The sequence below is a fragment of the Pseudoselenomonas ruminantium genome, from assembly GCF_900142515.1.
GTDB lineage: Bacteria > Bacillota > Negativicutes > Selenomonadales > Selenomonadaceae > Selenomonas_A > Selenomonas_A ruminantium_D.
The window spans coordinates 1-25,843 of sequence record NZ_FRBC01000033.1; the positions used below are offsets into that span (position 1 = coordinate 1).

Genomic DNA, 25,843 nt, shown 5'->3' on the forward strand with positions numbered 1-25,843 from the left:
CCCTGCGGGATAAGACTATAAATTTCTGCAAAGGCTGTCTGGCCTGCCAAAAGACCATGCAGTGTGTGATAAACGACGATGCCAATGCAATCACGGCTAAAATCGGTCAGGCGGATGTGGTCGTTCTGGCAACGCCGGTCTATTATTATGGTATGTGTGGCCAGTTAAAGACCTTGCTGGACCGGGCAAATCCGTTGTTCCCCTCGGATTATCGTTTCCGTGAAGTTTATCTGCTGGCTACGGCGGCAGAGGATGAAGCAGATACCGTAGCCGGAACCCGCGTCGGCGTCCAGGGCTGGGTGGACTGCTTTGACAAGGCTGAACTGAAAGCGACACTGTTCTGTGGCGGTGTGACGGACACAGGCGATATTGTCGGCAATGCCGCCTTGGAAAAAGCCCGGCAGGTTGGCAAAAATATTTGAACCTTTAGCAGAAAGGGCATGTTGTATGAAGCGAAGGACTTTTATCTTGGGAGGTTTGGGGGCATTGGGCATGCTGGCTGGCGATGGGGCGTTGTTTGTGAACCGCCCGGAATTTGGCAGGCCGCCCCAGGGAGCGCGGCTGGCCCGTATGGAGGCATCGCCTCACTATATGAATGGCCAGTTCCAGAATCTGGTGCCGGTGCAGGTCATGAACGAGAAAAGCGGCGAAAACCGCTTTGTCGCCACGGCGAAATTCCTGTTCGGCGATAAGTCCCAGCTCTCACCCAAAGAGGCAATGCTCTCGGATAAAACGGATTTGAAGACATTGGACGTTTCGCAGGATGCGGTTGTCTGGATGGGACACTCCACGTTTTTCCTGCAGCTGGGCGGCCGGCGCATCCTGATCGATCCGGTGTTCAGTTCTTACGCTTCGCCAGTGTTTTTCATCAACAAGGCCTTTCCGGGCAGCAATATCTATACGGCAGCGGATATGCCGGAGATTGATGTGCTGGCCATCTCCCATGACCATTGGGATCACTTGGACTATCCCACGGTGATGGCGCTGAAGCCAAAAATCAAGAATATTGTCTGTCCGCTGGGCGTGGGGGAATATTTCGAGCAGTGGGGCTTTGACCTCTCCATTATCCATGAGGAAGATTGGGATACGGAGATCAGATTGGCGGATGATTTTTCCGTCCATATCCTGCCCTCCCAGCATTTTTCGGGGCGTTTTCTGAGGCGCAATCCGACGTTGTGGTGCGGTATGGCCTTTGTGACGCCTGTGCGCAAGGTCTACTACACCGGCGATGGCGGCTATGGGGAACATTTCAAGGCCATTGGGCAAAAGTTTGGCGGTTTTGATCTGATGCTCGGGGAAAACGGCCAGTACAATATGGCCTGGCATGCGATTCATATGCTGCCCGAGGAAACGGCCCAGGCGGCGGTGGATGTGGGGGCTAGGATACTCCTGCCTGCTCATGGCGGCAAATTCGCCCTTTCCCGTCATCCCTGGCAGGAACCTTATCGGGAGCTTACCCGTTTCAGTCAGGGGCGGGAGTATAAAATGCTGACTCCGGAAATCGGGGAGGTGGCTTATCTTGACAGTGGCAGCACTCAGAACTTTGGGCCCTGGTGGGAGGACATGAAATAACAGCAAAAGAGCGTCATCGATGTTGATGACGCTCTTTTACTGCATTGAGTTTTTTATTCTTGTTTTTCAACCATCGTCTGGTCAATATCAGAGAAAATGTTTGAGGAATGTTCCTGTTTACAGAAATCTATTTTTCAGAGCTTCTAAAAACTTCTGAGAGGCTTTGGAAAATACCTGATTCTTTTTCTAGGCGATAAATGGCTGAGCAAAAATCTCCGGTTTCAGGGGGCGACAGCAGATGTCGCTCCCTTTTGTATTGATGATGTTTTCGAAGGCCAGAACACAGCCAAGTCCCTCCCGTACCATCAGGGAGGCGTTGTAGAGCAGGGTGTAGGAACCAGCGATATGCAGCTCTTCCAGAGGCTTGCCTAACCAGTTTAGCAGTTCATCTCCGTGGGTGCTGGGAGAAAACTTAAAGTGAGTTGCCGACGAGTCTTCTCCACAGGGAGGGCTCGTTTGCAAAGAGGGAGTATAATTGTGAAAAACAAGAATCTGTTGCTTGTTCATCCTGGCTGTGGGGGTGTTCAGCATACTGAACACGGAGATGGGCTTTATCGGCATTCTGCCCTGGGGGTAGCGGTGGCAGTACCTGGCCATTTATGGGGGCAGTGCTTCGTGATGAATAGTGCGGCCAGTATGCATATACAGGCCGAAGAGGTATAGATTGATTTGACTTGGCGTTTACGATGGAGGAGAGCGTATGAGCAAGAACGTATTAGTGATTTCTACGAGTCTGCGGAAAAACAGCAACTCAGAACAACTGGCAACAGCGTTTGCTGATGGAGCCAGAGAAGCGGGGCATAATGTAGTGGAGATTTCCCTGCGGGGTAAAACCTTAGGTTTTTGCAGGGGATGTCTTGCCTGTCAGAAGACTTTGCAGTGTGTAATCAAGGATGATGCCAACGATATTGTGGAAAAGATGGGCAAGGCTGATATATTGGTGTTTGCAACACCTATCTATTACTACGAAATGTGCGGTCAGTAAAGACGCTTTTGGATAGAGCAAATCCGTTATTCCCAACAGATTATAACTTTCGGGAGGTCTATCTATTAGCAACCGCTGCTGATGAAGAAGCGAATGCTGTCGGTGGTGCCCGCAAAGGAATGGAAGGCTGGGTGGCCTGTTTTCCAAAAGCTCAGCTTAAAGACGTATTGTTTTGTGGTGGTGTGACCGGGGCGGGAGAAATTGAGGGCAACGAAGCTTTGGTCCGGGCTAGACTGATGGGAAACAGCTAGGTATAACGATGTGTTTGCCGCTTGCTGGCAGCCAATCCAAGATAAACTGACGGAATCTCTTGCTTGCCGTTGTGGGCAGAGTGTATTTATCCGTGATAAGGTAAACACTCTGTCCTTTTTCTGTGCCTTCGCTCAGAGGGCGAAGAACGATATCCTCATGGGTATTTAGAACCGCTGCATAATCGTAGCCGATGTTGATGGCGTGATTCTGAGCCACCAGTTCCGTGATGATTGATTCATCTGCTGTTTCGCCAAGAATCTTCACTTTCAATCCTGGCAGGAGAATGTACCGGTCAATATTATCCCGGAAACATTGATAAGCCCGGCCTTTGCTGATGATGGTTTCCCCATCCAAATCGGCATAGGATAGTTCTGGTTTGGCGGCCAGGGGATGGTTTTTATGGAGGCGGACACAGTATCGAGAAAAGAATAGCTCATCACCCTGGAAACGGCTGTTGTCCAAAGGGCCTGTCACTATGGCAAAATTGCATTTCTTGGCGGCAAGGCCGTCAAGGGCAGCATCATCTGTGGTATCCACAACGCTGAGGATAATATCGGGGTGGGCCGCATGAAATTCCAGCAGGAAATTGGCCCCCAGGTAGGCCAGGATATGGTCAAGGGCATAAATGGTAACAACGCTTTTTGACTGAGAGGCCAGGGTATTCATGCCCTCGATATAGCGATAATCATCCAAAAGACGCTGGGCATGGGGAAGCAGTGTGGTGGCATAATCCGTTGGTTCCAGACCGCGTGGTGTGCGGTTAAAAAGAACTTGACCAAGCTCTTTTTCCAACTGGCGGATGATTTTGCTGATGCCCTGACGGCTGACATATAGTTTATCAGCCGCAGCTTGAATATTGCGGCTGCGATAGGCCTCGATGAAGTATTCCAGTTGTTTTTGATTCATGGGAAACACCTCCTGGTTTTAGTTTACCGCAACAGAATGGTTGCGGCAAGTGCCGAAGCATTTGCTTGTTGACGGATTATTCGATTGTTAGAATAGCAGTAAGAGATAAGTCAGCAATCTATGTGTGAGAGGAGCTTTTAACATGAAATTGACACAGATACGTAATGCCACCAACCGTTTGGAATTTGCTGGCAAGACTTTTTTGATTGACCCATGGCTGTCACCCAAACATGTGCTGTCGTTTGTTGACATACCGGGGATGCCCTTCCATGTGCCAGATCCTGTAAAGGAGAACATGGCTATGCCCTTTTATGACCTGCCCGTGTCCGTGGAAGAAATATTGCAGGGGGTTGATTATTATGTGGTAACGCATATTCATCCGGACCACATTGATATGGCAATGGATGGCACAGTGGGGGCTCCCTTAGACAAAGATGTACCAGTCATCTGTCAAAATGAGGAAGATGCAGCTGTTTTCGAGAAATCTGGCTTTAAGAAGATTATCGTCCTTTCCCGTGAGGGGATGGATTTTGGTGCGGCAAGGCTGACGCAGGTGCCTGCTCGTCATGGAACTGTAGTTCCTTGTGGTGAAGCCATGGGGATCATGTTTACCTCCCCTAAGGAGAAAACGTTCTATCTGGCTGGGGATACAGTTTGGTATCCTGAAGTGCAGGAAAATATTCGCAAGTTCAGCCCGGAGGTTATTGCCCTTAACTGTTCCGCTGCTGAATTGGTAGAAAATGGCCGTTTGATTATGAATGATGAGGATGTTTGGTCTGTGGCCATGGAAGCACCGCAGGCTAGACTTTATCTTACACATTTGGATAATGTTGCTCACGCTACCATTACCCGTCATACGATGCGTTCCCTGCTCATGGCCCGTCATGTGGAAGACTATGATATGCCAGCTGATGGCGAAAGTCTTTGCTACTAAGCAATACTTGTTTGAAAATCCATGGTCAGCCTGACAAGGTCGATAAGGGCCGCCAGGATAAGGAAGCGATAAAAGACGCTGTGAAGAACGTGACTTTTTATAGTCCGCATCTTCACAGCGTCTTCATATAAATGGAAGGGAGTTATTCTTTTGCTTGAGCATAAAGTCGGGGATTGATTTTATGTTTTTTATGTTGTATATGAAATAACCTGTCGGTGAAATCCAATCGGGGAACAAAAAGTTTAAAATGTATTTAGTGGTAAAAAAGGGGCTATAATGCTATTATAAGCTTATTACAGAAATCAAGTTGGAGGTTTATATATGAAAACGGCGATTGTTTACGATTCAAGGACACATACAACAGAAAAGGCAGCGGCATTTATTGCCCAGGGGGTTATGGAAACTGGATACAGTGATGTAAGGTGCTTCAATATTGACGAGGCTGATTTGGATTATATCAAACAATCTGATATGGTTATCTTTGGTTCTCCTACCTATATGGCTTCTGTTACGGGGAAAATGAAAAATTGGCTGGAAAGCAATATCAAGAAGCTGAATCTGGCAGGAAAGTTGGGCGGTGCCTATGCGACGGAGCAGTATATCCACGGCGGTGCAGAAAATGCCATCAAGGAAATGATTGTGTTTATGATGGTGGCGGGCATGATGGTTTATTCTGGGGGCAGTTCCTGCGGAAAGCCCGTTATCCATCTCGGTCCTGTAGGCATGAGTCAGAATATTGAGGACTTCGAGGAGTTGTTTATTACCTACGGCAAGAGAATGGGGGAACAGCTGGGCTCCTTGCAGAAAAAATCATAAAAGCTAAAGACGGTCAGCTGACGTGAAAAGTCAGCTGACCGTTTCTTATCTAAATAATGCCAAGTAAATACTGTACCAGCAGGGACATGCAGGCCACTGCTGCCCAGCAGCAGAGCCCCAGGAAGATGGGCTTCAGGCCATGTTTTACGAGTTCCCCGAGTCTGGTGTTGAGGCCAATGGCCGTCATGGCCATGACAATGGCGAATTTGCCGCAGGTACCCAGCGTTTGCGAGAGTGTTTCCGGCAGAATGCCAGTGGTGTTGACGATGGAAGCTGCCACGAACCACAGGATAAACCAGGGGAAAATCTTTTGGAAGTTGAAGCCAGCGCCAGTGCTGGCTTTTTCTCGTGCCATGAGCAGGGCAAAAATCAGGCAGACAGGGACAATCATCAAGGCCCGGGTCAGCTTGACGATGGTGGCAAGTCCGCCGGCTTCTTCGCTATAAGAATAACCGGCTGCTACCACAGAAGAGGTATCGTTTACTGCGGTACCGGCCCACATACCAAAGCCCAGGTCGGACATGTTCATCAGATGTCCTAAAAAGGGGAAGATGAATACAGCCAGCACGTTGAAGAGGAAAATGGTGGAGATGGAAAAGGCGATGTCCTTGTCCTTGGCGCCAATGACCGGGGCAACTGCTGCAATGGCCGAACCGCCGCAGATGGCCGTGCCGGCGCCGATAAGGGTAGTGGTATTGCGGTCAAGATGCAGCAGTCTGCCTACCCCCCAGGCTGTCATAAAAGCTGTCAGCAGAGTGAAGATCATGACGGAGAAGGACTGGCTGCCGATGTCTAGCACATGGAAGAGATTCATCTCAAAACCCAACAGGATGATGGCATATTGCAGGATTTTCTTGCCGGTAAAGGCGATACCCGGCTCCAGCGCGGCGGGGCGGTTTATTCCCGCCAGCAGCATGCCCAGCAGGATGCCGAATACTGGTCCACCGATAATGGGGAATTGCCTGCCCAAGAGCCAGGCTGGAATGGCAATGACCAGAGCCAGCAAAATACCGTGGATGTGTTCTTTTTTCATTATCAGGATGCCTCCTCGAATATCATTATGGAAACATCCTAGCACTCACTAGGTAAATTGTAAAATACTATGATTTGATGATTATCATAGGCGGTTGCCTATGAATCTCCTTCCTGAGCGCAGAGGCCAATGAACTCCTCCATGGCCGGCGTCAGGTATTTGTTGATATGGCAGACAATCCGGAAGGTGCGGGTAAAAGATATGCCGGGAATTGCAAACTGGATAAGGTTTCCTGCGTCAAGTTCCCGCCGGGCAACCCGTTCGGACAGGACAGCTATGCCAAAGCCTGCCATGACTGCCTGCTTGATGCTTTCGGAATTATTGTAAGTGCCGATTATCATCGGCTTGATGCCCTGTTCCGACATTTTTCGTGTAAAGAGTTCCCGCGTGCCGCTTCCTTCCTCGCGGGTGATGAAGGGCAGACGGGAGAGCTCGGCAATGGTATGGGGCGGCGGATTATCCGGAGCAGTCAAGAACACTAATTCATCGGCCATAAAGGCGCGTTCTTTCAGGTAGGGGGAATGAATGGTTCCTTCCACTAAAGCCAGATCCAATTCATCATTCAGCAGGGCCTTTTCCAGTGTGGCGGTATTATGAATCGAAGAGATTACCTGTTGCTGGGAGGTCTTGCGGAATCGGTCCAGTAACGGGATGAATACGCTTTCGCCGATGGAGAGGGTGGCACCAATCCGCAGGGGGGAGCCAGCGGCAAAATCCCGCATGGCAGATTCTGACCGGTCAACAAGGCCCGCGATATGGCGGGCATATTGCAGGAGCTCCTCCCCGGCCGCGGTCAGAAACAGCTTCTTGCCCAGCCGTTCAAAGAGCCTCGTCCCATAATGCTCCTCCAGCTCCCGGATGGCCTGACTCACCGAGGGCTGGGAAATATGCAGTTTTTCGGCGGCACGTGTCATGCCATCCTCATCGCAGACACATAAGAAAATCTGGAAATGGCGCAAGGTCATAGAATTACTCCTTATCTGTGCAAATACTCTTTTATATAAGTATAAGCGAAGTAATTGGTATTATCAAAATCCATCGATTGACGATATATAGGGTAGAGATTTTATTTTTACAAAGGAGGTTATTATGGAACTTCGGGTAATGCAGAATACACTTTGGCGTGATGTGACAGTGGTGCCGGCAGAACAGTCAAAGGAGGATAAGACTCTGACCTCCAAACCAACTTTTTCCCATATGCTGAGGCAGTTGGAAACAGGTGGTGGTATCCGGGATACAGGTGACCACAGTGGTGAGGAAACCACGGTGGTCACGCAGGTTATGTCGGATGGCTCCGTACTCACTACGGTTTATGAAGGCAAGCGCATTGTTTCCCAGAATAAAACCCATGCAGCCAACCCGGAAAAAATTCCCACGATATTCAGTACCCAGGTGGAAAAATCCGGCAAGGCAGTAGAGGGAACCGAAGAGAATCTTGCCTGTGCGGAAACGGAATCTTTGATGTTGAATATGCTGAAATCTCGTTGAAACGGGTAAAATGTTTTTAAGAATGGGAGGTAATCGCATGGATATTTCTATCAGCAAGTTGCACGAACGTACAACCTCTGCCAGCGTCAGTCCGTTACGGGTTGCAACAGACGAGAATTTCCGGGACATCATAGGGGAATTTGCCGTGCCTGAAACGGAAAATACTATACCCCAGGCTGCGCCAACGGCCAGCCTGTCCCTGGTTCAGCCCGCGGAAAACAAGGATACTGTGGAGAGCATCCAAGGACAAACCCGTGACAATTTAAGCTGGCAGGCCTATTATAATTCCGGTGGGCACTTCAAGCTGGGGGAGACATTCAGGGTTCCTGAAGTGCTCCCCAGTTACGAAGACGCCGTCCGGGCGATTGGCCCCGGCGGGCCCTATTCCGTGGAAGCGGTCACAGGCTGCATCCTCAGCATGGCTGCCCAGGTCGCGCAAGGCAATCCTGATAAGATTGCGGAAATCCGTCAGGAAATCGCCAAGGCCGTGGCCATTTTCCGCCGGGATTATCAGGCAGCCACCAAGGAAAAAGACCTGCCCCAAATCTGTCTGGACACCTATGATGCTATCATGTCCGGACTGGATAAGCTGCAAGCCGAATATACGGAAAATAACGCAGGAACAAAGCTATCGGCGTAATCGTGGGACTGGTCAATCTGGCTGACATTGCAGGTCCTTTGCATCAATGGGGGATACAGTCCGGCACTGGGGTTGATTTGCCCACGATAGCGTGGTAACATAGAAGCATAAGAAATAAACAGGTGCCTGCTGCCACCGGGTAGCAGGAAAGACGCCATATCTTTATCGTTAGGTCAAAAGAAGATAAAGATATGGCGTTATTTATATGAGGAGGAGCAGATGATGTTCAGGAATATGAGACGCTTCAAGCAGCAGATTACCGAAGAGGAATGCCGTGAGGTATTGAAAGATGCCAAGAGAGGCGTGCTTTCCCTGCTGGGGGAGGACGGCTATCCCTATGGCTTGCCTATAAATCACTGGTATTGTGAGGAAGATGGCAAGTTGTATTTCCATGGAGCCAAGGCAGGACACAAAATCGAAGCCATCAAAAAATGCGATAAGGCCAGCTTCTGTGCTTATGACGAAGGTTACCGCAAAGACGGGGAATGGGCCCTCAATATCAAGAGTGTTATCGCCTTCGGCAAAATCCGCCTGGTGGAGGACGAAGAAGTGGCCCGCAGGATATGTACGCATCTCGTAGGCAAATTCACCGACGATCAGGAATATCTGGAGAAGGAATTAAAAAATGCCCTGCCGCGGGTGCAATGTCTGGCGATGGGCATCGAGCATATGACGGGCAAGCTGGTGAATGAGTCATAAGGATGTATGGCAATATCGCATCCATAAACGTTACGAAAAGCATATCCGACTCAGGCAAAAAATTCATGTCCTTGTTTAATGAATATTATCGCACTATGAAGGGGACCAAAAGGGAAAAGCAGGCGGCAGAGGTTCAAGACGGTGCTGACGCAGCAGATTAAGGAGGCGTATTTCAATGGGAATTATTAGTGGTTTGATTGGTAATGCATCTGAAACGGATCTTGCGGATGTAAAGAAGGATTATGGAAAACTCTTGGGACGGAACGAAGATGTGCTGCAAGCCTATCAGTGGGTCAGGGATTTGTTGATTTTTACCGATTATCGGCTTATCCTGGTGGACATACAGGGCGCAACCGGCAAAAAAGTGGATTATCACTCCATCCCCTATAGGAGCATCCGGCATTTCGCTGTGGAATCCACGGGCCACTTTGATTTGGAAGCGGAATTAAAAATATGGGTAGCTGGTTTGGGTGCAGAACCACTGGTCTATACGTTCAGCAAGGATGCGGATGTCTATAAGGTGCAGGCACTTTTAGCCGAGTGTGTGGGAAAGTGAATTGATCAGAACAAAGATATTCTGTGAAATATGTTTGCTGTTGATAAATCTAAGGAAAAAACTAAAAACAATTCGGGATGAATTTCATCCCGAATTGTTTTTGGAGAGATTTAGCTTGAAGTGAACGATTGGTTGAAAAATATGGCTTTAATCTTCAGTTTCTTCTTCAATAAATTCAAAGACATCTTCAACGGTTTTACCAAAGACTTTGGCAACATCCATAGCTAATTTCAGAGAAAGGACATATTTACCGTTTTCAAGATGGGAAAGGGGTTCCTGGCGGACACCTACGGCTTCAGCTAACTCGTTTTGAGACATCTTTCTGGCGCGGCGCAGTTCATATATTTTAGTAATAAGCTCAGTCATGGTTCATTCCTCGCCCCTTTCCAACTGATGGAATATCCATTCGGTAGACATATAGGCAATTCCTAGAATGACAGAGGCATCAATCTTGAATGGAACACATCCATCAAAAATAATATATATGCTTATAAGGATCATGCGGGCTTGACTTGCAAAGATTTCAGAGCAAAAATGCAGGATGATATGCAGCGGATTTTGCTTTCATTCAGGTCGGCACGGGGGACAGCCCTCTCACCATTCCTTTTTATGAACATTGTGGCTTTGTCCGTTATGGCGTGAGAAGGAATTTTTTCTTGGATAATTATGATCATGCTATCTTTGAGGGAGGCAGACAGCTTATCGATATGGTTGTCTTGCGCAGGAAGATTGGATGCCAATAGCGTGGTAACCCGCCTATTTTTCAACCACCGCCTGGTCGATTTCCTGCCCGTCTGGCAGGAAGCATTTGATGAGCAGGCGGTTTTCATTTGCCTCCAGTGTCAGGTAATTGTCGGTTTCCGGCTGGGGGGCCACCTTTTCGTCCAAAGCATGGTCAATCCAGAGGCCGGGGTAGCGGACATTGCCGGCCACGCCGGTGAGGATATAAAGGGGGCCGCTGTTGTCCCGCTGGAAGTTGCGGATATGTCCCCGGTTGCGGTAAGTGTGCAGATGGGCGGTAAAGACCACATCAATGCCCAGCTCGTCAAAGAGGGGCATAAAGGCCTCGCCCAAACCGGAAATTCCCTCTTTCCGCTCGGGCCGCTTGGTGATGCGGTATTGCAGCACGTCCTTATGGATGAGCACAATCTGCCAACGTTTCTTGCTCGTTGCCGCGCTTTTTTGCAGCCATTGTTTCTGTTCTTCCAGCAGGCCGGGCTTGAAGTCTTCTGTCTCATCCCACTGGCTGTTGAGCACCATGAAATGCACGTTGCCATAGTCGAAGTCATAATAATAGCGGGCAAAATCCTTGCTGCCGTTGTCCGGCACGGCAAAGTAATGGAGATAGGCCTCGGGCAGGCGCACCTTCCAGTTCAGGTCATAGGTCTCATGGTTGCCCATCAAGGGAGCAAAGGGGATGCGGTCAATGATTCCGTCTACGCCATTGAACCAGGCCTGCCATTGGGTGTGGTCTTCGCCATTGTCCACGATATCGCCCATATTGATAAAGAACTCCGCATCGGGATTAAGTTTTGCCGCTGTTTGGGCCAGATTTTCCCAGTCGCTGTAATCGCTGGACTGGGAGTCGGGGAATAGCAGGCACTTGAAGGCACTGGTTCCGGCAGTTTTGAGGCTGTGCCAGTCGCTGGCATGGCCTTCCGATACCAGCCGGTACTCGTAGTCCGTTTCCGGGGTGAGGTTATCCAGCCGGGCCAGATACTGTAGGTTTTCCACGCCATCATCGGTGAAAAAGTCTTCCTGTGCATCAATCGTCAGCGAATCATGCTGCCCACTGAGCCGGTACTCCACCTGCGGCTGGGAAAGCCTGCTGGCCGCCTGCCACATCAGCACCCGGTTGGTGGCGGCATCCGTTGTCATCATTTGCCGCAGGAATCTGGCCTGCAAATCTTCCGTCAAAGACCGTACGCCCGTGACGGCCTGCCGGTAGAGGGAGCCTTTTGCAAAATAAGCACCTCCGGCCAGCAACAGAGCTCCGGCGGCAATCCCTTTCAGAAATCTGCGGCGTGAGAGCAGTTTTTTGTTCTTTGGTTCGTTTTTCATGCGTTCATCCTCAAATATAAATGATTTATCAACTATACTTTACTACTTGGAGCCAGCTTCAAGTCAAGGAAAATATTCGGAGGATTGTTGGCGGAAATTCTCCAAAAGGCGCAATAAAAGGAAAACTGGTGTCAGCTTGCGGCTGGCACCAGTTTTCTGCACTTGGGGTTAATCGGGAAGATGGGGATTATGATTTGAGTTTTTCCGAGCATTTGAGAATCTCATCATAATGGGAAATCTTGTAGTCCAACCGCTTCAGGGTGGACTGCAAGTTTTCCAGCTGTTCCTGCAGGCGGGCACGCTGCTCCACGAGAATATCCTTGCGGGCTGCCTCGGTGCCTTCCTGAAAGAACAAGGCAACGTAATCGATGAGGGCTTCTACCTGAACCCCGGCGCCACGCATGCACTTGATAAATTCCACCCAGCCGCAGGAGGCCTCGTCAAAGTCCCGGATGCCGTTTTCCTTGCGGGGGACATGGGGGATAAGGCCAATCCGTTCATAATAGCGGATGGTGTCAGCGGACAGATCGTATTTCTCACTTACTTCTTTGATGGTCATAATCTCACCTCACTGTGGTCAAATTCATATCATGGATTAAGTGTAGCATTTGGAGTCCACTCCAAGTCAAGAAGTTTTTCCGCATATTTGGGGGAAGGTGTTGCAATAAAGGAATAGAGCAGGTGGTTGACGAATCAGTATGGGAGAATGAAGGGGATGGAGGGGATAACTGATGCCATTAGAAATTGTCCGCAATGATATAACGAAAATGCAGGTGGATGTCATTGTCAATACGGCGAATCCCAAGCCTATCGTGGGTGGTGGCGTTGACCGGGCTATACATAAAGCTGCCGGTACAGAGCTGCTGGCGGCACGGAAGAAAATCGGCGATATTGCTACTGGCAGGGCCTTTATTACACCAGCCTTTGCTCTCCGTGCCAAGTTTGTCATCCATACCGTGGGGCCGGTCTGGCAGGGGGGCACGCATGGAGAGAGGGAACTGCTGGCCAGTTGCTACGGAAATTCCCTGCAATTGGCAGAGGATAATGGTTGCAAATCCATAGCATTTCTGCTTATCTCGGCGGGGATATTTGGCTGTCCGGCGGAGATAGCCATAGCGGTGGCAACGCAGGCGATACGTGACTTCCTATCTGAGCATGAGATGGAGGTCTACCTTGTGGTGTTTGACCAAAAAGCGTTCAAGATTTCCAGCAGCCTGTTTGAGGATGTGCAAAGTTATCTGGATGCAAGATATGTGGAAGAACTGCTGGACGAGGAATATCGTGATGACTCCCGGGACAGGCGCAGATTGCTGGCGGCACCGAAATATCTAGGCGATGAAGCCTGCGCTGGTGCAGTAGCAGCTATTTCACAATTTTGTCTCCAGAAGAAAAATAAGAAAAAGCGTTCATTGGAGGATTTGCTGGCTGAAGTAGATGCCACATTTTCTGAGGCACTTTTGAGGCTGATTGATGTCAAAGGCAAGACAGATTCGGAGGTTTACAAGAAAGCCAATGTTGACCGTAAGCTATTTTCGAAAATTCGCAATAACCCTGCCTACAAGCCGCGCAAGTCTACGGCCTTGGCCTTTGCCGTTGCCCTGGAGCTGAATCTTGATGAGACGAAGGACTTTATAGGGCGGGCAGGCTATGCCCTTTCCCACAGCAGCAAATCGGATATCATCGTGGAATACTTCATTCAGCATGGCGAGTTTGACATCATTACCATCAATGAAACGCTCTTTGCTTTCGAGCAGCCATTGCTTGGCTGCTGATTTGTCGCTTGACAGGCGACCAAATGCCCCCTTGTCTTAGGTAGAATAGAACCATCAAAGATAAGGGGGCGTTTTCCATGAAGAAAGGTTTGACGGAAATTGTGTTCATTCTGGACAGGAGCGGCTCGATGAGCGGTCTGGAGGCTGACACCATAGGTGGTTTCAATTCGCTTATCAGGAAGCAGCAGAAGGAGACAGGTGAAGCTATTGTTTCCACGGTGCTGTTTGATGATACCTGTGATGTCATCCATGACCGGGTGCCGATGGAGAAGGTAGAAAAGCTCACAGAAGATACCTACTTCGTCCGGGGGTGTACGGCACTGCTGGATGCCGTAGGCGGTGCCATCCATCACATCGGCAATATTCACAAGTATGCCCGTGAAGAGGACAGGCCGGAAAAGACGGTGTTCATCATCACGACAGATGGCTTGGAAAATGCCAGCCGGCGGTATAACTACAAGCAGGTAAAGCAGATGGTGGAGCGGCAGAAGGAGAAGCATGGCTGGGAGTTCCTTTTCCTGGGGGCCAACATGGATGCCATCAAGGCCGCGGGAAGCATTGGCATTCACGCAGACCGGGCCGTTACCTATCAATGTGATGAGGCAGGGACAGCGCTTAATTTCGAAGTTCTGAGTGCGGCCATACAACATGTTCGCAGCAGCGATATGCTGCTGGCGGCAAGCTGGAAACGAAAAATTGACGAAGATATGATGCGGCGTGGTGGCCGGAAATAACAGAAGGTTTTCCTTAAAGATGGGATGGAAATACATATAAGCTAAGAATTGGCACGGGTTAAAGGCTCGTGCCTTTTTTGCAACTGAAAAAAATTTTCCAATGGGGTATTGACTTGAAGTTCACTCAAGGGTATAGACTTACAGACATCAGCTGAACGAAAGATGTTTATCCGATAAAGTAAAGGAGAAAATTCATGTATTTAGAGAAAGTCAATCGTCCTGAAGATATCAAAGGTTTTTCCGCAGAACAGCGTAAGGTGCTGGCTCGTGAAATGCGGGATGCCATGCTGAAAAGAGCAAGCATCCACGGTGGTCACTTCGGCCCCGATTTCGGTATTGTGGAGGCTACTATCGCCCTGCATACGGTCTTTGATTCACCGAAGGATAAGTTTGTCTTTGATATTTCCCATCAGGCCTATCCCCATAAGATGCTGACGGGCCGCAAGAATGCCTATCTCTATGAGGAGCATTATGATGATGTGTCGGGCTATACCAACCCCGAGGAAAGCGCGCATGATATGTTCAATGTGGGGCATACCTCCACTTCCATCAGTTTGGCAACAGGGCTGGCCAAGGCCCGTGATCTCAAAGGAGACAAGGAAAACATCATCGCCATTATCGGTGATGGTTCCATGAGTGGCGGCGAAGCCTTGGAAGGCCTGGATACTGCCGGGGAGATGAAGTCGAACCTGATTATTATGTTCAACGATAATGACCAGAGCATTGCCGAGGTGCATGGCGGCATGTATAAGGGCTTCAAGGAGTTGAGGGATACCAATGGCCAGTCGGAACGTAACCTGTTCAAGGCTATGGGGCTTGATTATCGCTTCGTGGCCGATGGCAATGATGCTGAGGCGATGATTGCGGCTCTGGAGGAAGTCAAGGATATCGATCATCCTGTGGTGCTGCATATCGTCACCAAAAAAGGAAAAGGCTATAAGTTTGCCGAAGAGAATAAAGAAGAATGGCATTGGCATATGCCCTTTGATATCGAGACCGGCGAAGTAAAACAGCCACTGGTTGACCCCTATGCCGAGCAGACGGCAGAAACCTTCCTGCGACTGGCCAAGGAGGATAAGAAGTTTATCGCCATCTCGGCCGCTACGCCTGCCAGCATGGGGCTTACCCAGGCACGCCGTGAGGAACTGGGTGAGCATTATATCGACGTGGGCATTGCTGAGGAGCAGGCGGTGGCTATGGCATCCGGTTTGGCGAAAAATGGTGCCCATCCGGTCTTTGGGGATTATTCCTCGTTCTTCCAGCGTACCTATGATCAGCTGGCACAGGATGTATGCGTCAATAACAGCGCCGCAACCTTCCTGGTATTCTGGGCCTCCATGTATAGCATGAATGATGTGACTCATCTGGGCTTCTACGACATCCCCATGATGAGCAATATCCCCAATCTGGTTTACTTGGCACCGACCTCGCCGGAGGAATATCAGGCCATGCTGGACTGGTCGGTGGCGCAGGAAAAATACCCGGTAGCTATCCGCGTGCCCCATATGATGGTGGGGAGCTCCAATCGTCCTGTCCGCAAGAGCTATAACGAGCTTAACAAGTACGAGGTGGTCCGCCAGGGAAGCCAGGTGGCTATTCTCGGTCTGGGCAGTTTCTACAATCTGGCGGAAGAAGTGGCAGCCAAGCTCAAAGAACAGGGCATTGAGGCTACGGTAATCAATCCGCTCTTTATCACGGGGCTGGATGAGGAATTGCTGGAAAGCCTGAAAGAAAACCACGATATGGTGGTAACGTTGGAAGATGGCGTGCTGGAAGGCGGCTTCGGCGAAAAGATTGCCCGCTTCTATGGTGCAGACAGGATGAAGGTGTTGAACTTTGGCCTGCCCAAGAAATTCTATGACCGCTATGATTATGGCAAGCTGGCGCAGGAGCATCATTTGACTGCTGAACAGATTGCCGCAGATATCATGAACACTTTGTAAGCGATGAAGGGAGACGAATCCATTATGAGTAAAGCTTTAGTTGCGTATTTTTCCGCCAGTGGTGTAACCGCCAAAGTTGCCAGCAGGCTGGCTGAAGCTGCAAGAGCTGACCTTTTTGAAATCAAGCCGGAAACGCCTTATACCAGTGCTGACCTGAACTGGCAGGACAAGAACTCCCGCAGCAGCGTGGAGATGCGGGACGCTTCCTCCCGCCCTGTGGTGGCAGGAAAGGTGGCAAATATGGGAGATTATGATGTGATTTTCCTGGGCTTTCCCATCTGGTGGTATGTGGCTCCCCACATCATCAATAGCTTTTTGGAAGGCTATGATATGACCGGCAAGAAGATTATTCTCTTTGCCACTTCCGGCGGCAGCGGCTTTGGCAAGAGCGTCGCAGGCCTTCAGGACAGCAGCCCCGGGGCGACAGTTATGGAGGGAAAACTCCTGAACGGCAATCCTGCGGTTGCTGAACTGAAAGACTGGGTGGACAGTCTGCAGCTTTGATGGTGGGGCAGCATGATGGATCGCAGGACATTTATCATGGGAGGTATTGGTACTTTGGGCATGCTGTCTGCCAGCGGCTGGCTTTTTACTCAGCGGCCGGAGTTCGGCCGCCTGCCCCAGGGGGAAAGACTGGCCCGTATACAGGCCTCACCTCATTATAAAAACGGCCAGTTCCAGAATCTGGTGCCAGTGCAGGTTATGAATGAGGAGAGCGGAGAAAACCGCTTCGTGGCCACGGCGAAATTCCTCTTTGGGGATAAATCCGAGCTATCTCCCCAGGAAACCATGCTATCTCAAAAGACAGATCTGAAGGCTTTGGACAAAGATAAGGATGCTGTGGTCTGGCTGGGGCATTCCAGCTTCTTTTTACAGCTGGGAGGACAGCGGATTCTGATTGACCCGGTATTCAGCGATTTTGCTTCCCCGGTGTTCTTCATCAACAAGGTCTTTCCTGGCAGCAATGTCTACACCGCTGACGATATGCCGGAGATTGATGTGCTGGCCATTTCCCACGACCATTGGGACCATTTGGACTATCCTACCGTTATGGCCCTGAAGTCCAAGATAAAGCAGATTGTCTGCCCCTTGGGGGTAGGTGAGCACTTCGAATCTTGGGGCTTTGATATGTCAATTATGCGGGAAGAAGATTGGGATACGGAAGTCCGGCTGGCAGAGGATTTTTCTGTCCATATCCTGCCCTCCCAGCACTTCTCTGGCCGTTTCCTTGACCGTAATCCAACCTTGTGGTGCGGCTTTGCCTTTGTGACGCCCCGGCGTAAGGTCTATTATACCGGCGACGGGGGCTATGGCAAGCATTTCAAAGCCATCGGCGAAAAGTTTGGCGGTTTTGATCTGAGGCTTGGCGAAAACGGCCAGTACAATATGGCCTGGCATGCGATTCATATGCTGCCAGAGGAAACGGCCCAGGCAGCATCGGATGTGGGAGCAAAATTGCTTCTGCCTGCCCACGGCGGCAAGTTTGCCCTTTCCCGTCATCCCTGGCAGGAACCTTATCGGGAACTGACTCGTTTTAGCCAGGGGCGGGGGTATAAAATGCTGACTCCGGAAATCGGGGAGGTGGCTTATCTTGACCGTGACAACACCCAGAACTTTGAGTTCTGGTGGGAAAAAATGAAATAGCAGCCAAAAATGCGTCATCGTATTTGATGACGCATTTTTAGCTGTAAATCTTGTTCGGTTGTATCCTGTCTGGTTATAGATATTTGAATTCGGGATGAATTTCATCCCGAATTCTTTTACCTACTTTGAGATTGACAGATATCCAAAAATAATATACACTAAACCTATAAAACATGCTCATGTTTTAGGGGGAGAATATACATGCCAAAGAATGCTCCTGTGAAAAGAACAGCATTTAATGTGAGTATATCCATTGCGTTAAGAGACAGACTTCGTGCTCTCAGTAAGTCTCTCGGTGTTAAAACTTCTGTTCTGATTGATGAAGCTGTGATGGGACTGCTTGCAAAGTATGCAGAGAAAGGTGGAATTCAACTTATGAGTGATGGAGAAGAAAGACAGACACAGCATATTATTTGTGTGGCAAGCGGTAAAGGAGGCGTCGGCAAGACCACGACTACCGCTGCTCTTGCCTATCTGTTTTCTGTGATAGGCAAAAAGAAGGTGCTTCTTATCGATGCTGATGCGCAAACAAATCTCACTCAGATCATGAAGGCCAGCATTGATGGCAAGAGAGATATTCAGGGGGCCATCATTACACGTCTGGTCAATCCGGATATTCCAATCAATACGTTCATACTTCCCACGCAGTACAAAAACATAGATATAATCCCAGGCAATCCTTTCATCGAGGAAGATGGCTTCCTTTCTCAGATCCGTAAGGCTAAGCTGGATAATGATGTCAATCTTTGGATTGAAATGATGAATGCGGTCAAGGCGATAAAGGCATATGATGTAATCCTGATGGATACGCATCCCTCCTCTGGCCTGCCAACATCTTATCCGCTTCAGGCATGTGACCATGTGATCATTCCGCTTGAACCAGACCCAAGCTCTGTCTCTGGTTTCAAGGAAGTATATAAGAAGATAATTCAGGCTCGCAAGATCATGAATCCGAATATCCGGCTTCTGGGATATTTCTTCAATCGGGTCAAGGCTAATACTGGTTCGGCAAAGCAGTTCATTCCTACGGCCAGAGAAACCATTCCTGAAGTTATAGCTGAAGTAAACGGTGGCACGGATGAGGGCAAATTCTTCGACACGGTAATCCGTGACAGTGAAGATGTCCGGAAAGCAGTTATTGTGCACCGCGCAGTTACGGAGCGTTTCCGTTCGAACAAGGTTGGCAAGGACTTTGAGAAACTCTATTTTGAGGTAACGGAGGCATTAGCAAATGAGTAAAAAAATGGATCTTTCTTCCACTATGGATAATTTCATTTCCGACAACTATGGTGATGGCGCTTCCAGCCTGGATTACTGGACGAATCTATCCCAGGATGATGTGAAGGAATTGAATGGGGAACAGGCCAAAGCATCCAAGGAAAGACAGGAGAAGATAGAGAGCCTGTATCCTGTATTTTCCAGAGAGCAGATTCTTTTGGAAAAGTTGGTTCCTGCTGATGAAGGTTGGAATTTCTTCCCTGCCCAGAATAATGGTGTTCTCGAAGAGTTGATGAAGAACATCGTTGTATATGGACAGCTTACCCCTGCTATAGTCTGGAAACAGCCCAACGGAACCTATACCATTCTGGGCGGTCACACCAGATTTCAGGCAATCCAGAAGCTCCATGAGATATTCTTGGAAGTTGGTGACCAGGAACAGGCTAAACGTTTTGAGGTAATGGACTGTAATGTCTATGACTATAGTGAACTCGACGAAATAGAGGCTCGAAAGATCATTATCTTCGACAATGTGATTCGTCGTGAGAACTCTACTGCTGTAAAAGCCCGTTCCGTCATAACTATGGCACAGCTGGAGAAAGATACACGTTCTTCCAGGAGACCAGATACGCGCCGTACCCGTGCTCTTGACAATGTCGCCTTGGCTTTGGGTGAGCCTATTGGAACAATCAAAGATTTGTATCGGTTGAGAAACCTGATTTCCGAGTTTTGGCCGCTGGTTGATGCTGGCGACCGTAATAACAGGATCACCAATCAGCTGGCAAGAGCCATCGCTGTTCTGGAACCAGAATTGCAGCAATATATATATGAAAATGAGCTTTATAAGAACAGATTGACGTCTTCACAGCTGGCAAAACTCAAAAAAGCGAGATCCATAGCTGACCTTGATGAGTTATTTACAGCTCCAGAAGTTTTCACAGTCACTGCAAAGGCTGAATTGACGGAGCAGCTTCCTGCTGATTACAAGCCTGTCCTGATGTTCTGTTCGGAGGATGAACTGGAGAAAATTCGTGATATCATCGAATGGAATGTATGTGCAGACAACAGCATTTCCAAACAGACAAAGGATATATTGCGGCGACTGTTCGCGGAAGCAAAGAAAAAAGAGATGGTTTGAAACAATTTGGGATGAATTTCATCCCGAATTGTTTTTTCGCAAGCCTGTTTTGGGAACGGCGTGTTTCTGTACAGAAAACATCCCCAGTGATATCACTGGGGATGTTTTTTATCGAAGACAGCGGATTGTCTCTTTCCTTTATATATGGCAGAGTCATTAAGCTGGGCAAAGCGCATATTCATTTGGTTTCGGCATAGCCAGCGTAAAAGTCGTCTGGGAAAGGATGCCGGCAATCAACTGGTTACGCAGTTGATAGTAATGTTCTGCCTTGCCACCTGCTTTTGTCCAGTAAATGCCATGCACATCAAAGCGCTGTTCCCAACTGAAATGGTCTTCGCTTTTGTCTGTAACGATATTGACACCGTCGCAGGGCATGCCGTTGAGGGTACAATCTTCAATTCGTTTATAGCACAGAGCCGCTGTGCTGTCTGCCGCCGCAGCCTGTTCTGTGCCGAAGTCATAAGCAATGATCTTCAAATCATCCAGCCGCTCTTCATGGCCTTCCAGGATTTTGACCGTCAACTCTGCATAGCGTTTTTCTACGCTTTCAATCCAGTTGCTGAGCCAGCCGTGGATATTGGCTTCATCAATGATTACTTCCAGTGGACGATTCTCGTCATACACGAAATCATTGGCTGTATCCAGCCAGCCTGCTTCTTCGGCCTTTCTGGCAAATCGTTGCAATAACTCTTCCTGCATCCTGATTTTATCGTACATCCAATAATGGATTGGTCCTAAAAAAGCACTCATTCTTTTTCCTCCTGCATTGGTTGATGCGTTTACTATAGCCAAAAAACAGCAGAAAGTCAGTAAAAAATGTTACAACTACAGATTTCTCCATAACGGCAGTCCATGCGTGTATTTTTACTTTTGTTGTATGCTATTTTCATGATTGTTCGTATCAGAAACGTCAACTTATTTTATTTTAAAGTTGACAATAGAAGGGGAGAGGAGTATTGTGGTATTTGTGAAGTCTTGGAAAGGAGCGATAGCAATGCAGAAATCTACTACGCAAGAAGGAGGTCTTTTCAATGATCTGGTATCCTTATGAACAGATGAAGACCATGAAAAAACCATATGAAATCATCGATGCAAAAGGCGCTTACCTTTACACGCAAGATGCGAAGTTGTTGGATTCTATTTCATCCTGGTGGAGCGTAATCTATGGTTATCATCAGCCACAGATCACGGAAGCTATTTGCCGGCAGGCGGCAAATTTCTCACATGTGATGCTGGGGGGACTGACACATAAGCCGGCGCAGGAATTGTCAGAAAAGCTTGCTGCCTGGCTGCCGGGTGATCTGAATTATTGTTTTTTTTCGGATTCTGGCAGTGTGGCCGTAGAAGTGGCATTGAAAATGGCCCTGCAATATTATGTCAATCGCGGTGAAACCGGCCATAAACGAGTATTGGCGCTGGAGCATGCCCATCATGGTGATACCAGCGTCGATAATCAGGAAGTACGACGGACTAAGGTATTGGCCTTGGAACATGCTTATCATGGTGATACCTTCAAAACGATGGCGGTGGGCGATGATGAGGATTACCACTTCGTTCTGCAGGTCTATGGCAAGAATCCCTATGTTATCCATATTCCAACCGAAATCGCTGCTCTTGAGGAAGCCTTTGCCCGTTATCAGGATGAATTGAATTGTTTCATCGTCGAACCGCTGCTGCAGGGAGCCGGGGGCATGCGCATGTACGATATCGCCTTCCTCAAGCGGGCCCGGGAACTTTGCGATAAGTATGGTGTATTGCTGATCTTCGATGAGGTCGCAACGGGATTTGGCCGCACAGGCCACCGTTTTGTGGCCGATGCGGTGCTGCCGGATATTCTGGTATTGGGCAAGGGGCTGACCGGGGGGCATATTGGTCATGCTGTTACCGTAGCAAATCAGAAAGTCTTTGCGGCTTTTTATGATGATGCCCCGGAAAAAGCACTGATGCATGGCCCGACTTTCATGGGCAATGCCCTGGCATGTGCCGCAGCCAAGGCGTCGATTGAATTGTTTGATCAGCTGGATATCCCGGCCAAGGTCGCCCATATTGAAGCGATCACACGGCGGGAACTGGCTGGCTTCACAGATCCGCGCATCCGCGAAGTGCGCATCATGGGAGGGTGCGCCTGCATTGAGGTATACGATGCAAAAACGCTGGCCGGGTATCAGCAATTTGCCTATGAACGCGGTGTCTTTGCCCGCCCGTTCTTGAACTACCTGTACTCTATGGTTCCCTATATTCTGACAGATGACGAACTGGTCCATATTTTTGACGTCATGAAGGAATGGTTTCAGCGCGGGTGAATCCGGCTGTTTAGGGGACAAGTCTGCCTGAATGGTCAACCTATATTCAATAAAAGTTAACAATGGAGGTTACAGCTAATGAAACATCTGACCGTTCGTGAAATAGTTCTATGCGGTTTGTTTATCGCTTTGATTACCACGGGAACATTTATCCGCATTCCCGTGGGAACCGATGTCTACACCTTGCAATTTTTATTCACATTGCTGGCAGGTCTGGTACTAGGGGCCCGTTTGGGAGCGATGGCTGTGGGGGCTTATGTATTGCTGGGGTTGCTGGGAGTGCCTGTCTTTGCCTCTGGTGGCGGCCCGGCCTATGTCCTGCAGCCGACCTTTGGCTATCTGCTGTCTTTCATCCTGCAGGCTTGGTTTGGTGGCTTTTTTGCCCGTCGCGGAGTTGCAGTTTCTTATCGTCAGCTGCTGCTGGCAAATTTGGGCGGGATGGCCATCGTTTATGCGATTGGCATTGCCTGGTTCTATCTGGTCTCCAATTATGTGATTGCTGCACCGATCCCGCTCTGGACAGCTATATTCTATTGCGGTATCCTGCAGGCTCCGCCTGATTTCCTGTTGTGTCTGGCTGCAGCAGCTATCGGTATGCGCTGCTATCAGAGTGGTGTCTGGATAACCGAAGTCAAAGAAACTGTATCGCATAAGGAGGTGTGCGCATGAGCCGGAATCTTTTCGTGACCGGAACAGGCACCGAGATTGGCAAGACCTATGTGGCAGGCCTTATCGTGAAAACACTTCATGATGCTGGTATGGATGTAGCTTATTATAAGGCTGCAATGAGCGGTAATGACCGCCGGCCTGATGGCACTCTGATTCCAGGTGATGCCCTGTTTGTCAAGGAGTTTGCCCAGCTTTCCCAAAGTCTTGCCAGCATGTGTCCTTATGTATATGAAAATGCGGTATCGCCTCATTTGGCTTCACGCATTGAAGGCCATCCGGTGCGTATGGAAGTTGTGGAGGAAACCTTCCATGCGGTCAGCCGGAAGCATGATTATGTCGTAGTAGAGGGCAGCGGCGGCATCACTTGTCCCATCAGCTGGGATGAAGAACGTATCCAGTTGGAAGATATTGTCCGCAAGCTGCAGCTGCCCAGCATCATGGTGGCGGACGCTGGTCTGGGAACCATCAACAGCGTGGTATTGACCTATGCTTATATGAAACAGAAAGAACTCCCGCTGAAGGGGATTTTCTTCAATAATTTCCATCGCGGCGATGTGATGGAAGAAGATAACCGGCGTATGTGTGAAAAAATGACGGGCTTGCCAGTCCTGTCCTGTATCGCCAAAGGGGATAACGAACTCCCTGGCCTTCCGGCAGAAAAATTAGCGGCTTTATTTGCTTGATCCTTTCTGACTGCCTGACCAATTAGTATTTGACATATGACAAAAAAGATTTATAATAGAATATGACATATGTCAAAAAAGGAGGTTATTATGAGCAGGCCCACAAAATTAAAGCGCATCCATGCCCTGCCCGCTGTTTCCCGTTTCATTCCTGAGGCAGCTGGTGACAATCCACCTGTTGCCATTACCATCGAGGAGTATGAGTGCATACGGCTCATGGATTATGAAGGCATGACACAGGAAGAATGTGCCCGGGTGATGGGCGTGGCGCGTACCACCGTACAGGCCCTTTATGTGGCGGCTCGCAAGCGTATTGCCGGCTGTCTGGTTGAAGCCCGTCCGTTGGTCATTACAGGTGGCAGCTTTGAACTTTGCAAAGCCTGTTCCAGTCATGCCCCTTTTAGGCGTTTAGTGAAGGAAGGAAGCGAACATACCATGAAACTTGCCGTTACTTATGAAAATGGACAGATTTTCCAGCATTTCGGTCACACCAGCCAGTTCAAAGTCTATACCATCGAAGAAGGCGTTATCCAGGAATCCCATGTCTTGAGCAGCAATGGTGCCGGACATGGAGCTCTGGCTACTCTTTTGCAGGAGGCAGATATTGACACCCTGATCTGTGGCGGCATTGGTGCTGGGGCCCAGAATGCGCTGGCCAATGCCGGTATTGCTCTTTATGGCGGTGTGCAGGGCGATGCGGATACAGCCGTCCATGCATTCCTGGACGGCAAGCTGGCGTATGATCCGGCTGTGCGCTGCAATCATCATGACCACGGTGAAGGCCATACCTGCGGCAGCCATGGTTGTGGCGGTCATGGTCATGGTCATGGCGGCTGCCATTAAAGGCAAAGTGAACGGAGGGCAATCTTATGAAAGCTGATTGCGCCAACTGCAGGACACATGCCTGCTATACCAAGGGGGTGAACTGCACCGGCCTGGAACGGGAAGAAATCCTGTCTGCCTATAGTGAAGAGGACAGGCGCATCATGAAAGCTGCTGCTTATGTGGAAGGGACGTTCTATAGCAACATCACCCGTTTGCAGGAAACCGCAGAGTTTGCCAAAGCCATGGGATATAAAAAACTGGGCATGGCCTTCTGTATCGGACTCAATGCCGAAGCCAGAATCATTGCCCGTTATTATCAGCAGCAAGGGTTTGATTTTTATAGCGTCTGCTGCAAGACCTGCAGTTTCAACAAGAAAGAGCTTGACCTCAAACAAGTCAAGCCGGAACTGGCACACGAAGCTATGTGCAATCCCAAGATCCAGGCAAAAATCCTGGCTGATAAAGGGACAGAGTTATTTATCTCCTGCGGGCTTTGTGTGGGGCATGATGCGTTATTCAATGCCGCCTGCCCCGGTCCTGTCACCGCTTTGGTGGTGAAGGACCGACTGCTGGCTCATAATCCTTTGGGTGCTGTCTACTCCAGATATTGGAAAAAGAAATTGAATCTCCTGGATGAGGGAGAAGTCTGACAAGGCGCTGTGATGAAATGCGAAAGCATTTTATCCACAGCGCTTTTTTATTGCGTGATTTTGTATCTTATACCATTATAATCTAAAAAAGGGCGCAATGCCCCTTTCCCCATAAAGTAGCTTATTATCTGTTTATGCGGCTAATTTTACTCGATTGATTTTATTATGGTATTTATAAAGATTATGCCCTATAGAAACAAGGAAAATTTCCAGTCTTACCTGTTCCATGCCTTTTCTTACGACTCGTTTATACCAGCGATCATATTTCATTACGCCAAAAGTACCTTCTGATTGTATGGAGCGATTCATTCTCAGCAGTGCT

Annotated in this window: 30 protein-coding genes; 22 read left to right on the forward strand and 8 right to left on the reverse strand. The window is 49.0% G+C overall.

Translation table 11 applies throughout. The features are described 5' to 3' along the window. From BUB68_RS13190 to BUB68_RS15710, 4 genes are all read left to right on the forward strand, one after another. On the forward strand, positions 1-422 hold a 422-nt coding region (locus BUB68_RS13190), incomplete at its 5' end, for a flavodoxin family protein (protein WP_073092302.1). 25 nt (positions 423-447) lie between these two features. Further along, complete coding sequence (locus tag BUB68_RS13195; protein ID WP_073092305.1) at positions 448-1,572, forward strand: MBL fold metallo-hydrolase; 1,125 nt, start codon at positions 448-450, stop codon at positions 1,570-1,572. A 700-nt stretch (positions 1,573-2,272) separates the two neighbouring features. Continuing rightward, positions 2,273-2,557, forward strand: coding sequence for a flavodoxin family protein (locus BUB68_RS15705; protein WP_256625959.1), 285 nt, complete (start codon positions 2,273-2,275; stop codon positions 2,555-2,557). Between the two features lie 8 nt (positions 2,558-2,565). Further along, on the forward strand, positions 2,566-2,808 hold the full coding sequence (locus BUB68_RS15710) for a hypothetical protein (RefSeq protein ID WP_256625960.1): 243 nt from the start codon (positions 2,566-2,568) through the stop codon (positions 2,806-2,808). Here BUB68_RS15710 and BUB68_RS13210 read toward each other — a convergent pair. Then, entirely contained in the window at positions 2,786-3,715 is a 930-nt protein-coding gene (locus tag BUB68_RS13210; protein ID WP_073092310.1) for a LysR family transcriptional regulator, read from the reverse strand. The two genes, BUB68_RS15710 and BUB68_RS13210, sit on opposite strands and share 23 nt — an antisense overlap. 142 nt (positions 3,716-3,857) lie before the next feature. Between BUB68_RS13210 and BUB68_RS13215 the strand changes: the two genes are divergently transcribed. Further along, positions 3,858-4,649, forward strand: coding sequence for an MBL fold metallo-hydrolase (locus BUB68_RS13215; protein ID WP_073092313.1), 792 nt, complete (start codon positions 3,858-3,860; stop codon positions 4,647-4,649). A gap of 321 nt (positions 4,650-4,970) precedes the next feature. Next, positions 4,971-5,465, forward strand: coding sequence for a flavodoxin family protein (locus tag BUB68_RS13220; protein WP_073092316.1), 495 nt, complete (start codon positions 4,971-4,973; stop codon positions 5,463-5,465). Positions 5,466-5,514: 49 nt separating this feature from the next. Here BUB68_RS13220 and BUB68_RS13225 read toward each other — a convergent pair whose 3' ends face one another. Together BUB68_RS13225 and BUB68_RS13230 are read right to left on the reverse strand one after the other, a co-directional pair. Beyond that, the gene (locus BUB68_RS13225; RefSeq protein ID WP_073092319.1) at positions 5,515-6,498 is read right to left on the reverse strand and encodes a YeiH family protein; all 984 of its coding nucleotides are present in this window, start codon (positions 6,496-6,498) and stop codon (positions 5,515-5,517) included. Positions 6,499-6,596: 98 nt separating this feature from the next. Continuing rightward, positions 6,597-7,463, reverse strand: coding sequence for a LysR family transcriptional regulator (locus BUB68_RS13230; RefSeq protein WP_073092323.1), 867 nt, complete (start codon positions 7,461-7,463; stop codon positions 6,597-6,599). Positions 7,464-7,587: 124 nt separating this feature from the next. On the opposite strand from BUB68_RS13230, the gene BUB68_RS13235 reads away from it, so the two are divergent. The 4 genes from BUB68_RS13235 (at position 7,588) to BUB68_RS13250 (ending at position 9,881) form a co-directional block, all read left to right on the forward strand. After that, the gene (locus tag BUB68_RS13235) at positions 7,588-7,986 is read left to right on the forward strand and encodes a hypothetical protein (RefSeq protein WP_073092326.1); all 399 of its coding nucleotides are present in this window, start codon (positions 7,588-7,590) and stop codon (positions 7,984-7,986) included. A gap of 37 nt (positions 7,987-8,023) precedes the next feature. Next, complete coding sequence (locus tag BUB68_RS13240; RefSeq protein WP_073092329.1) at positions 8,024-8,626, forward strand: hypothetical protein; 603 nt, start codon at positions 8,024-8,026, stop codon at positions 8,624-8,626. Between the two features lie 219 nt (positions 8,627-8,845). Next, entirely contained in the window at positions 8,846-9,325 is a 480-nt protein-coding gene (locus BUB68_RS13245; RefSeq protein WP_256625962.1) for a pyridoxamine 5'-phosphate oxidase family protein, read from the forward strand. A gap of 175 nt (positions 9,326-9,500) precedes the next feature. Beyond that, entirely contained in the window at positions 9,501-9,881 is a 381-nt protein-coding gene (locus BUB68_RS13250) for a PH domain-containing protein (protein ID WP_073092335.1), read from the forward strand. A 147-nt stretch (positions 9,882-10,028) separates the two neighbouring features. Here BUB68_RS13250 and BUB68_RS13255 read toward each other — a convergent pair whose 3' ends face one another. The 3 genes from BUB68_RS13255 to BUB68_RS13270 form a co-directional block, all read right to left on the reverse strand. Next, entirely contained in the window at positions 10,029-10,247 is a 219-nt protein-coding gene (locus tag BUB68_RS13255) for a helix-turn-helix transcriptional regulator (RefSeq protein ID WP_073092338.1), read from the reverse strand. A gap of 390 nt (positions 10,248-10,637) precedes the next feature. Next, entirely contained in the window at positions 10,638-11,942 is a 1,305-nt protein-coding gene (locus BUB68_RS13265; RefSeq protein ID WP_073092341.1) for a purple acid phosphatase family protein, read from the reverse strand. 187 nt (positions 11,943-12,129) lie between these two features. After that, positions 12,130-12,501 (reverse strand): MerR family transcriptional regulator, encoded by a 372-nt coding sequence (locus BUB68_RS13270; protein ID WP_014431054.1) that lies wholly within the window; start codon positions 12,499-12,501, stop codon positions 12,130-12,132. Between the two features lie 172 nt (positions 12,502-12,673). Between BUB68_RS13270 and BUB68_RS13275 the strand changes: the two genes are divergently transcribed. From BUB68_RS13275 to BUB68_RS13305, 7 genes are all read left to right on the forward strand, one after another. Continuing rightward, positions 12,674-13,714, forward strand: a complete 1,041-nt coding sequence (locus BUB68_RS13275; RefSeq protein WP_073092344.1) for a macro domain-containing protein — start codon at positions 12,674-12,676, stop codon at positions 13,712-13,714. 77 nt (positions 13,715-13,791) lie between these two features. Next, the gene (locus BUB68_RS13280; RefSeq protein ID WP_073092347.1) at positions 13,792-14,448 is read left to right on the forward strand and encodes a vWA domain-containing protein; all 657 of its coding nucleotides are present in this window, start codon (positions 13,792-13,794) and stop codon (positions 14,446-14,448) included. 194 nt (positions 14,449-14,642) lie between these two features. Then, on the forward strand, positions 14,643-16,391 hold the full coding sequence (locus BUB68_RS13285) for a 1-deoxy-D-xylulose-5-phosphate synthase (RefSeq protein WP_073092350.1): 1,749 nt from the start codon (positions 14,643-14,645) through the stop codon (positions 16,389-16,391). A gap of 24 nt (positions 16,392-16,415) precedes the next feature. Then, positions 16,416-16,895 (forward strand): flavodoxin, encoded by a 480-nt coding sequence (locus BUB68_RS13290; RefSeq protein ID WP_073092353.1) that lies wholly within the window; start codon positions 16,416-16,418, stop codon positions 16,893-16,895. A gap of 15 nt (positions 16,896-16,910) precedes the next feature. Then, positions 16,911-18,035: an MBL fold metallo-hydrolase gene (locus tag BUB68_RS13295; RefSeq protein WP_073092380.1), complete on the forward strand. Its 1,125-nt coding sequence runs from the start codon at positions 16,911-16,913 to the stop codon at positions 18,033-18,035. Positions 18,036-18,236: 201 nt separating this feature from the next. Further along, positions 18,237-19,274: an AAA family ATPase gene (locus BUB68_RS13300; RefSeq protein WP_073092356.1), complete on the forward strand. Its 1,038-nt coding sequence runs from the start codon at positions 18,237-18,239 to the stop codon at positions 19,272-19,274. Continuing rightward, positions 19,267-20,391, forward strand: coding sequence for a ParB/RepB/Spo0J family partition protein (locus BUB68_RS13305; RefSeq protein ID WP_073092359.1), 1,125 nt, complete (start codon positions 19,267-19,269; stop codon positions 20,389-20,391). Before BUB68_RS13300 ends, BUB68_RS13305 begins: the two co-directional genes overlap by 8 nt. 156 nt (positions 20,392-20,547) lie before the next feature. On the opposite strand, the gene BUB68_RS13310 is transcribed toward BUB68_RS13305, so the two are convergent. Beyond that, positions 20,548-21,141, reverse strand: a complete 594-nt coding sequence (locus BUB68_RS13310) for a hypothetical protein (protein ID WP_073092362.1) — start codon at positions 21,139-21,141, stop codon at positions 20,548-20,550. 281 nt (positions 21,142-21,422) lie between these two features. On the opposite strand from BUB68_RS13310, the gene BUB68_RS13315 reads away from it, so the two are divergent. From BUB68_RS13315 to BUB68_RS13335, 5 genes are all read left to right on the forward strand, one after another. Further along, entirely contained in the window at positions 21,423-22,694 is a 1,272-nt protein-coding gene (locus tag BUB68_RS13315; protein WP_073092366.1) for an aminotransferase class III-fold pyridoxal phosphate-dependent enzyme, read from the forward strand. Between the two features lie 78 nt (positions 22,695-22,772). Continuing rightward, a complete protein-coding gene (locus BUB68_RS13320) occupies positions 22,773-23,363 on the forward strand; it encodes a biotin transporter BioY (RefSeq protein WP_073092369.1) in 591 nt (196 codons plus the stop codon). Next, on the forward strand, positions 23,360-24,046 hold the full coding sequence (gene bioD / locus BUB68_RS13325) for a dethiobiotin synthase (RefSeq protein WP_073092372.1): 687 nt from the start codon (positions 23,360-23,362) through the stop codon (positions 24,044-24,046). Before BUB68_RS13320 ends, bioD begins: the two co-directional genes overlap by 4 nt. Before the next feature lie 90 nt (positions 24,047-24,136). Then, complete coding sequence (locus BUB68_RS13330; protein ID WP_073092375.1) at positions 24,137-24,889, forward strand: DUF134 domain-containing protein; 753 nt, start codon at positions 24,137-24,139, stop codon at positions 24,887-24,889. A 26-nt stretch (positions 24,890-24,915) separates the two neighbouring features. Beyond that, positions 24,916-25,521, forward strand: a complete 606-nt coding sequence (locus BUB68_RS13335; protein ID WP_073092377.1) for a DUF1847 domain-containing protein — start codon at positions 24,916-24,918, stop codon at positions 25,519-25,521. Positions 25,522-25,653: 132 nt separating this feature from the next. Here the strand turns inward: BUB68_RS13335 and BUB68_RS13340 are convergent. Further along, the coding region (locus BUB68_RS13340; RefSeq protein WP_073092383.1) for a transposase at positions 25,654-25,843 on the reverse strand (190 nt) is incomplete at its 5' end.

Bases quoted from the DNA above. Each gene is read 5' to 3' on its own strand.
- BUB68_RS13195 (WP_073092305.1), top strand. From the start codon at position 448: ATGAAGCGAAGGACTTTTATCTTGGGAGGTTTGGGGGCATTGGGCATG.
- BUB68_RS15705 (WP_256625959.1), top strand. From the start codon at position 2,273: ATGAGCAAGAACGTATTAGTGATTTCTACGAGTCTGCGGAAAAACAGC.
- BUB68_RS13210 (WP_073092310.1), bottom strand. From the start codon at position 3,715: ATGAATCAAAAACAACTGGAATACTTCATCGAGGCCTATCGCAGCCGC.
- BUB68_RS13215 (WP_073092313.1), top strand. From the start codon at position 3,858: ATGAAATTGACACAGATACGTAATGCCACCAACCGTTTGGAATTTGCT.
- BUB68_RS13220 (WP_073092316.1), top strand. From the start codon at position 4,971: ATGAAAACGGCGATTGTTTACGATTCAAGGACACATACAACAGAAAAG.
- BUB68_RS13225 (WP_073092319.1), bottom strand. From the start codon at position 6,498: ATGAAAAAAGAACACATCCACGGTATTTTGCTGGCTCTGGTCATTGCC.
- BUB68_RS13230 (WP_073092323.1), bottom strand. From the start codon at position 7,463: ATGACCTTGCGCCATTTCCAGATTTTCTTATGTGTCTGCGATGAGGAT.
- BUB68_RS13235 (WP_073092326.1), top strand. From the start codon at position 7,588: ATGGAACTTCGGGTAATGCAGAATACACTTTGGCGTGATGTGACAGTG.
- BUB68_RS13240 (WP_073092329.1), top strand. From the start codon at position 8,024: ATGGATATTTCTATCAGCAAGTTGCACGAACGTACAACCTCTGCCAGC.
- BUB68_RS13245 (WP_256625962.1), top strand. From the start codon at position 8,846: ATGATGTTCAGGAATATGAGACGCTTCAAGCAGCAGATTACCGAAGAG.
- BUB68_RS13250 (WP_073092335.1), top strand. From the start codon at position 9,501: ATGGGAATTATTAGTGGTTTGATTGGTAATGCATCTGAAACGGATCTT.
- BUB68_RS13255 (WP_073092338.1), bottom strand. From the start codon at position 10,247: ATGACTGAGCTTATTACTAAAATATATGAACTGCGCCGCGCCAGAAAG.
- BUB68_RS13265 (WP_073092341.1), bottom strand. From the start codon at position 11,942: ATGAAAAACGAACCAAAGAACAAAAAACTGCTCTCACGCCGCAGATTT.
- BUB68_RS13270 (WP_014431054.1), bottom strand. From the start codon at position 12,501: ATGACCATCAAAGAAGTAAGTGAGAAATACGATCTGTCCGCTGACACC.
- BUB68_RS13275 (WP_073092344.1), top strand. From the start codon at position 12,674: ATGCCATTAGAAATTGTCCGCAATGATATAACGAAAATGCAGGTGGAT.
- BUB68_RS13280 (WP_073092347.1), top strand. From the start codon at position 13,792: ATGAAGAAAGGTTTGACGGAAATTGTGTTCATTCTGGACAGGAGCGGC.
- BUB68_RS13285 (WP_073092350.1), top strand. From the start codon at position 14,643: ATGTATTTAGAGAAAGTCAATCGTCCTGAAGATATCAAAGGTTTTTCC.
- BUB68_RS13290 (WP_073092353.1), top strand. From the start codon at position 16,416: ATGAGTAAAGCTTTAGTTGCGTATTTTTCCGCCAGTGGTGTAACCGCC.
- BUB68_RS13295 (WP_073092380.1), top strand. From the start codon at position 16,911: ATGGATCGCAGGACATTTATCATGGGAGGTATTGGTACTTTGGGCATG.
- BUB68_RS13300 (WP_073092356.1), top strand. From the start codon at position 18,237: ATGCCAAAGAATGCTCCTGTGAAAAGAACAGCATTTAATGTGAGTATA.
- BUB68_RS13305 (WP_073092359.1), top strand. From the start codon at position 19,267: ATGAGTAAAAAAATGGATCTTTCTTCCACTATGGATAATTTCATTTCC.
- BUB68_RS13310 (WP_073092362.1), bottom strand. From the start codon at position 21,141: ATGAGTGCTTTTTTAGGACCAATCCATTATTGGATGTACGATAAAATC.
- BUB68_RS13315 (WP_073092366.1), top strand. From the start codon at position 21,423: ATGATCTGGTATCCTTATGAACAGATGAAGACCATGAAAAAACCATAT.
- BUB68_RS13320 (WP_073092369.1), top strand. From the start codon at position 22,773: ATGAAACATCTGACCGTTCGTGAAATAGTTCTATGCGGTTTGTTTATC.
- bioD (WP_073092372.1), top strand. From the start codon at position 23,360: ATGAGCCGGAATCTTTTCGTGACCGGAACAGGCACCGAGATTGGCAAG.
- BUB68_RS13330 (WP_073092375.1), top strand. From the start codon at position 24,137: ATGAGCAGGCCCACAAAATTAAAGCGCATCCATGCCCTGCCCGCTGTT.
- BUB68_RS13335 (WP_073092377.1), top strand. From the start codon at position 24,916: ATGAAAGCTGATTGCGCCAACTGCAGGACACATGCCTGCTATACCAAG.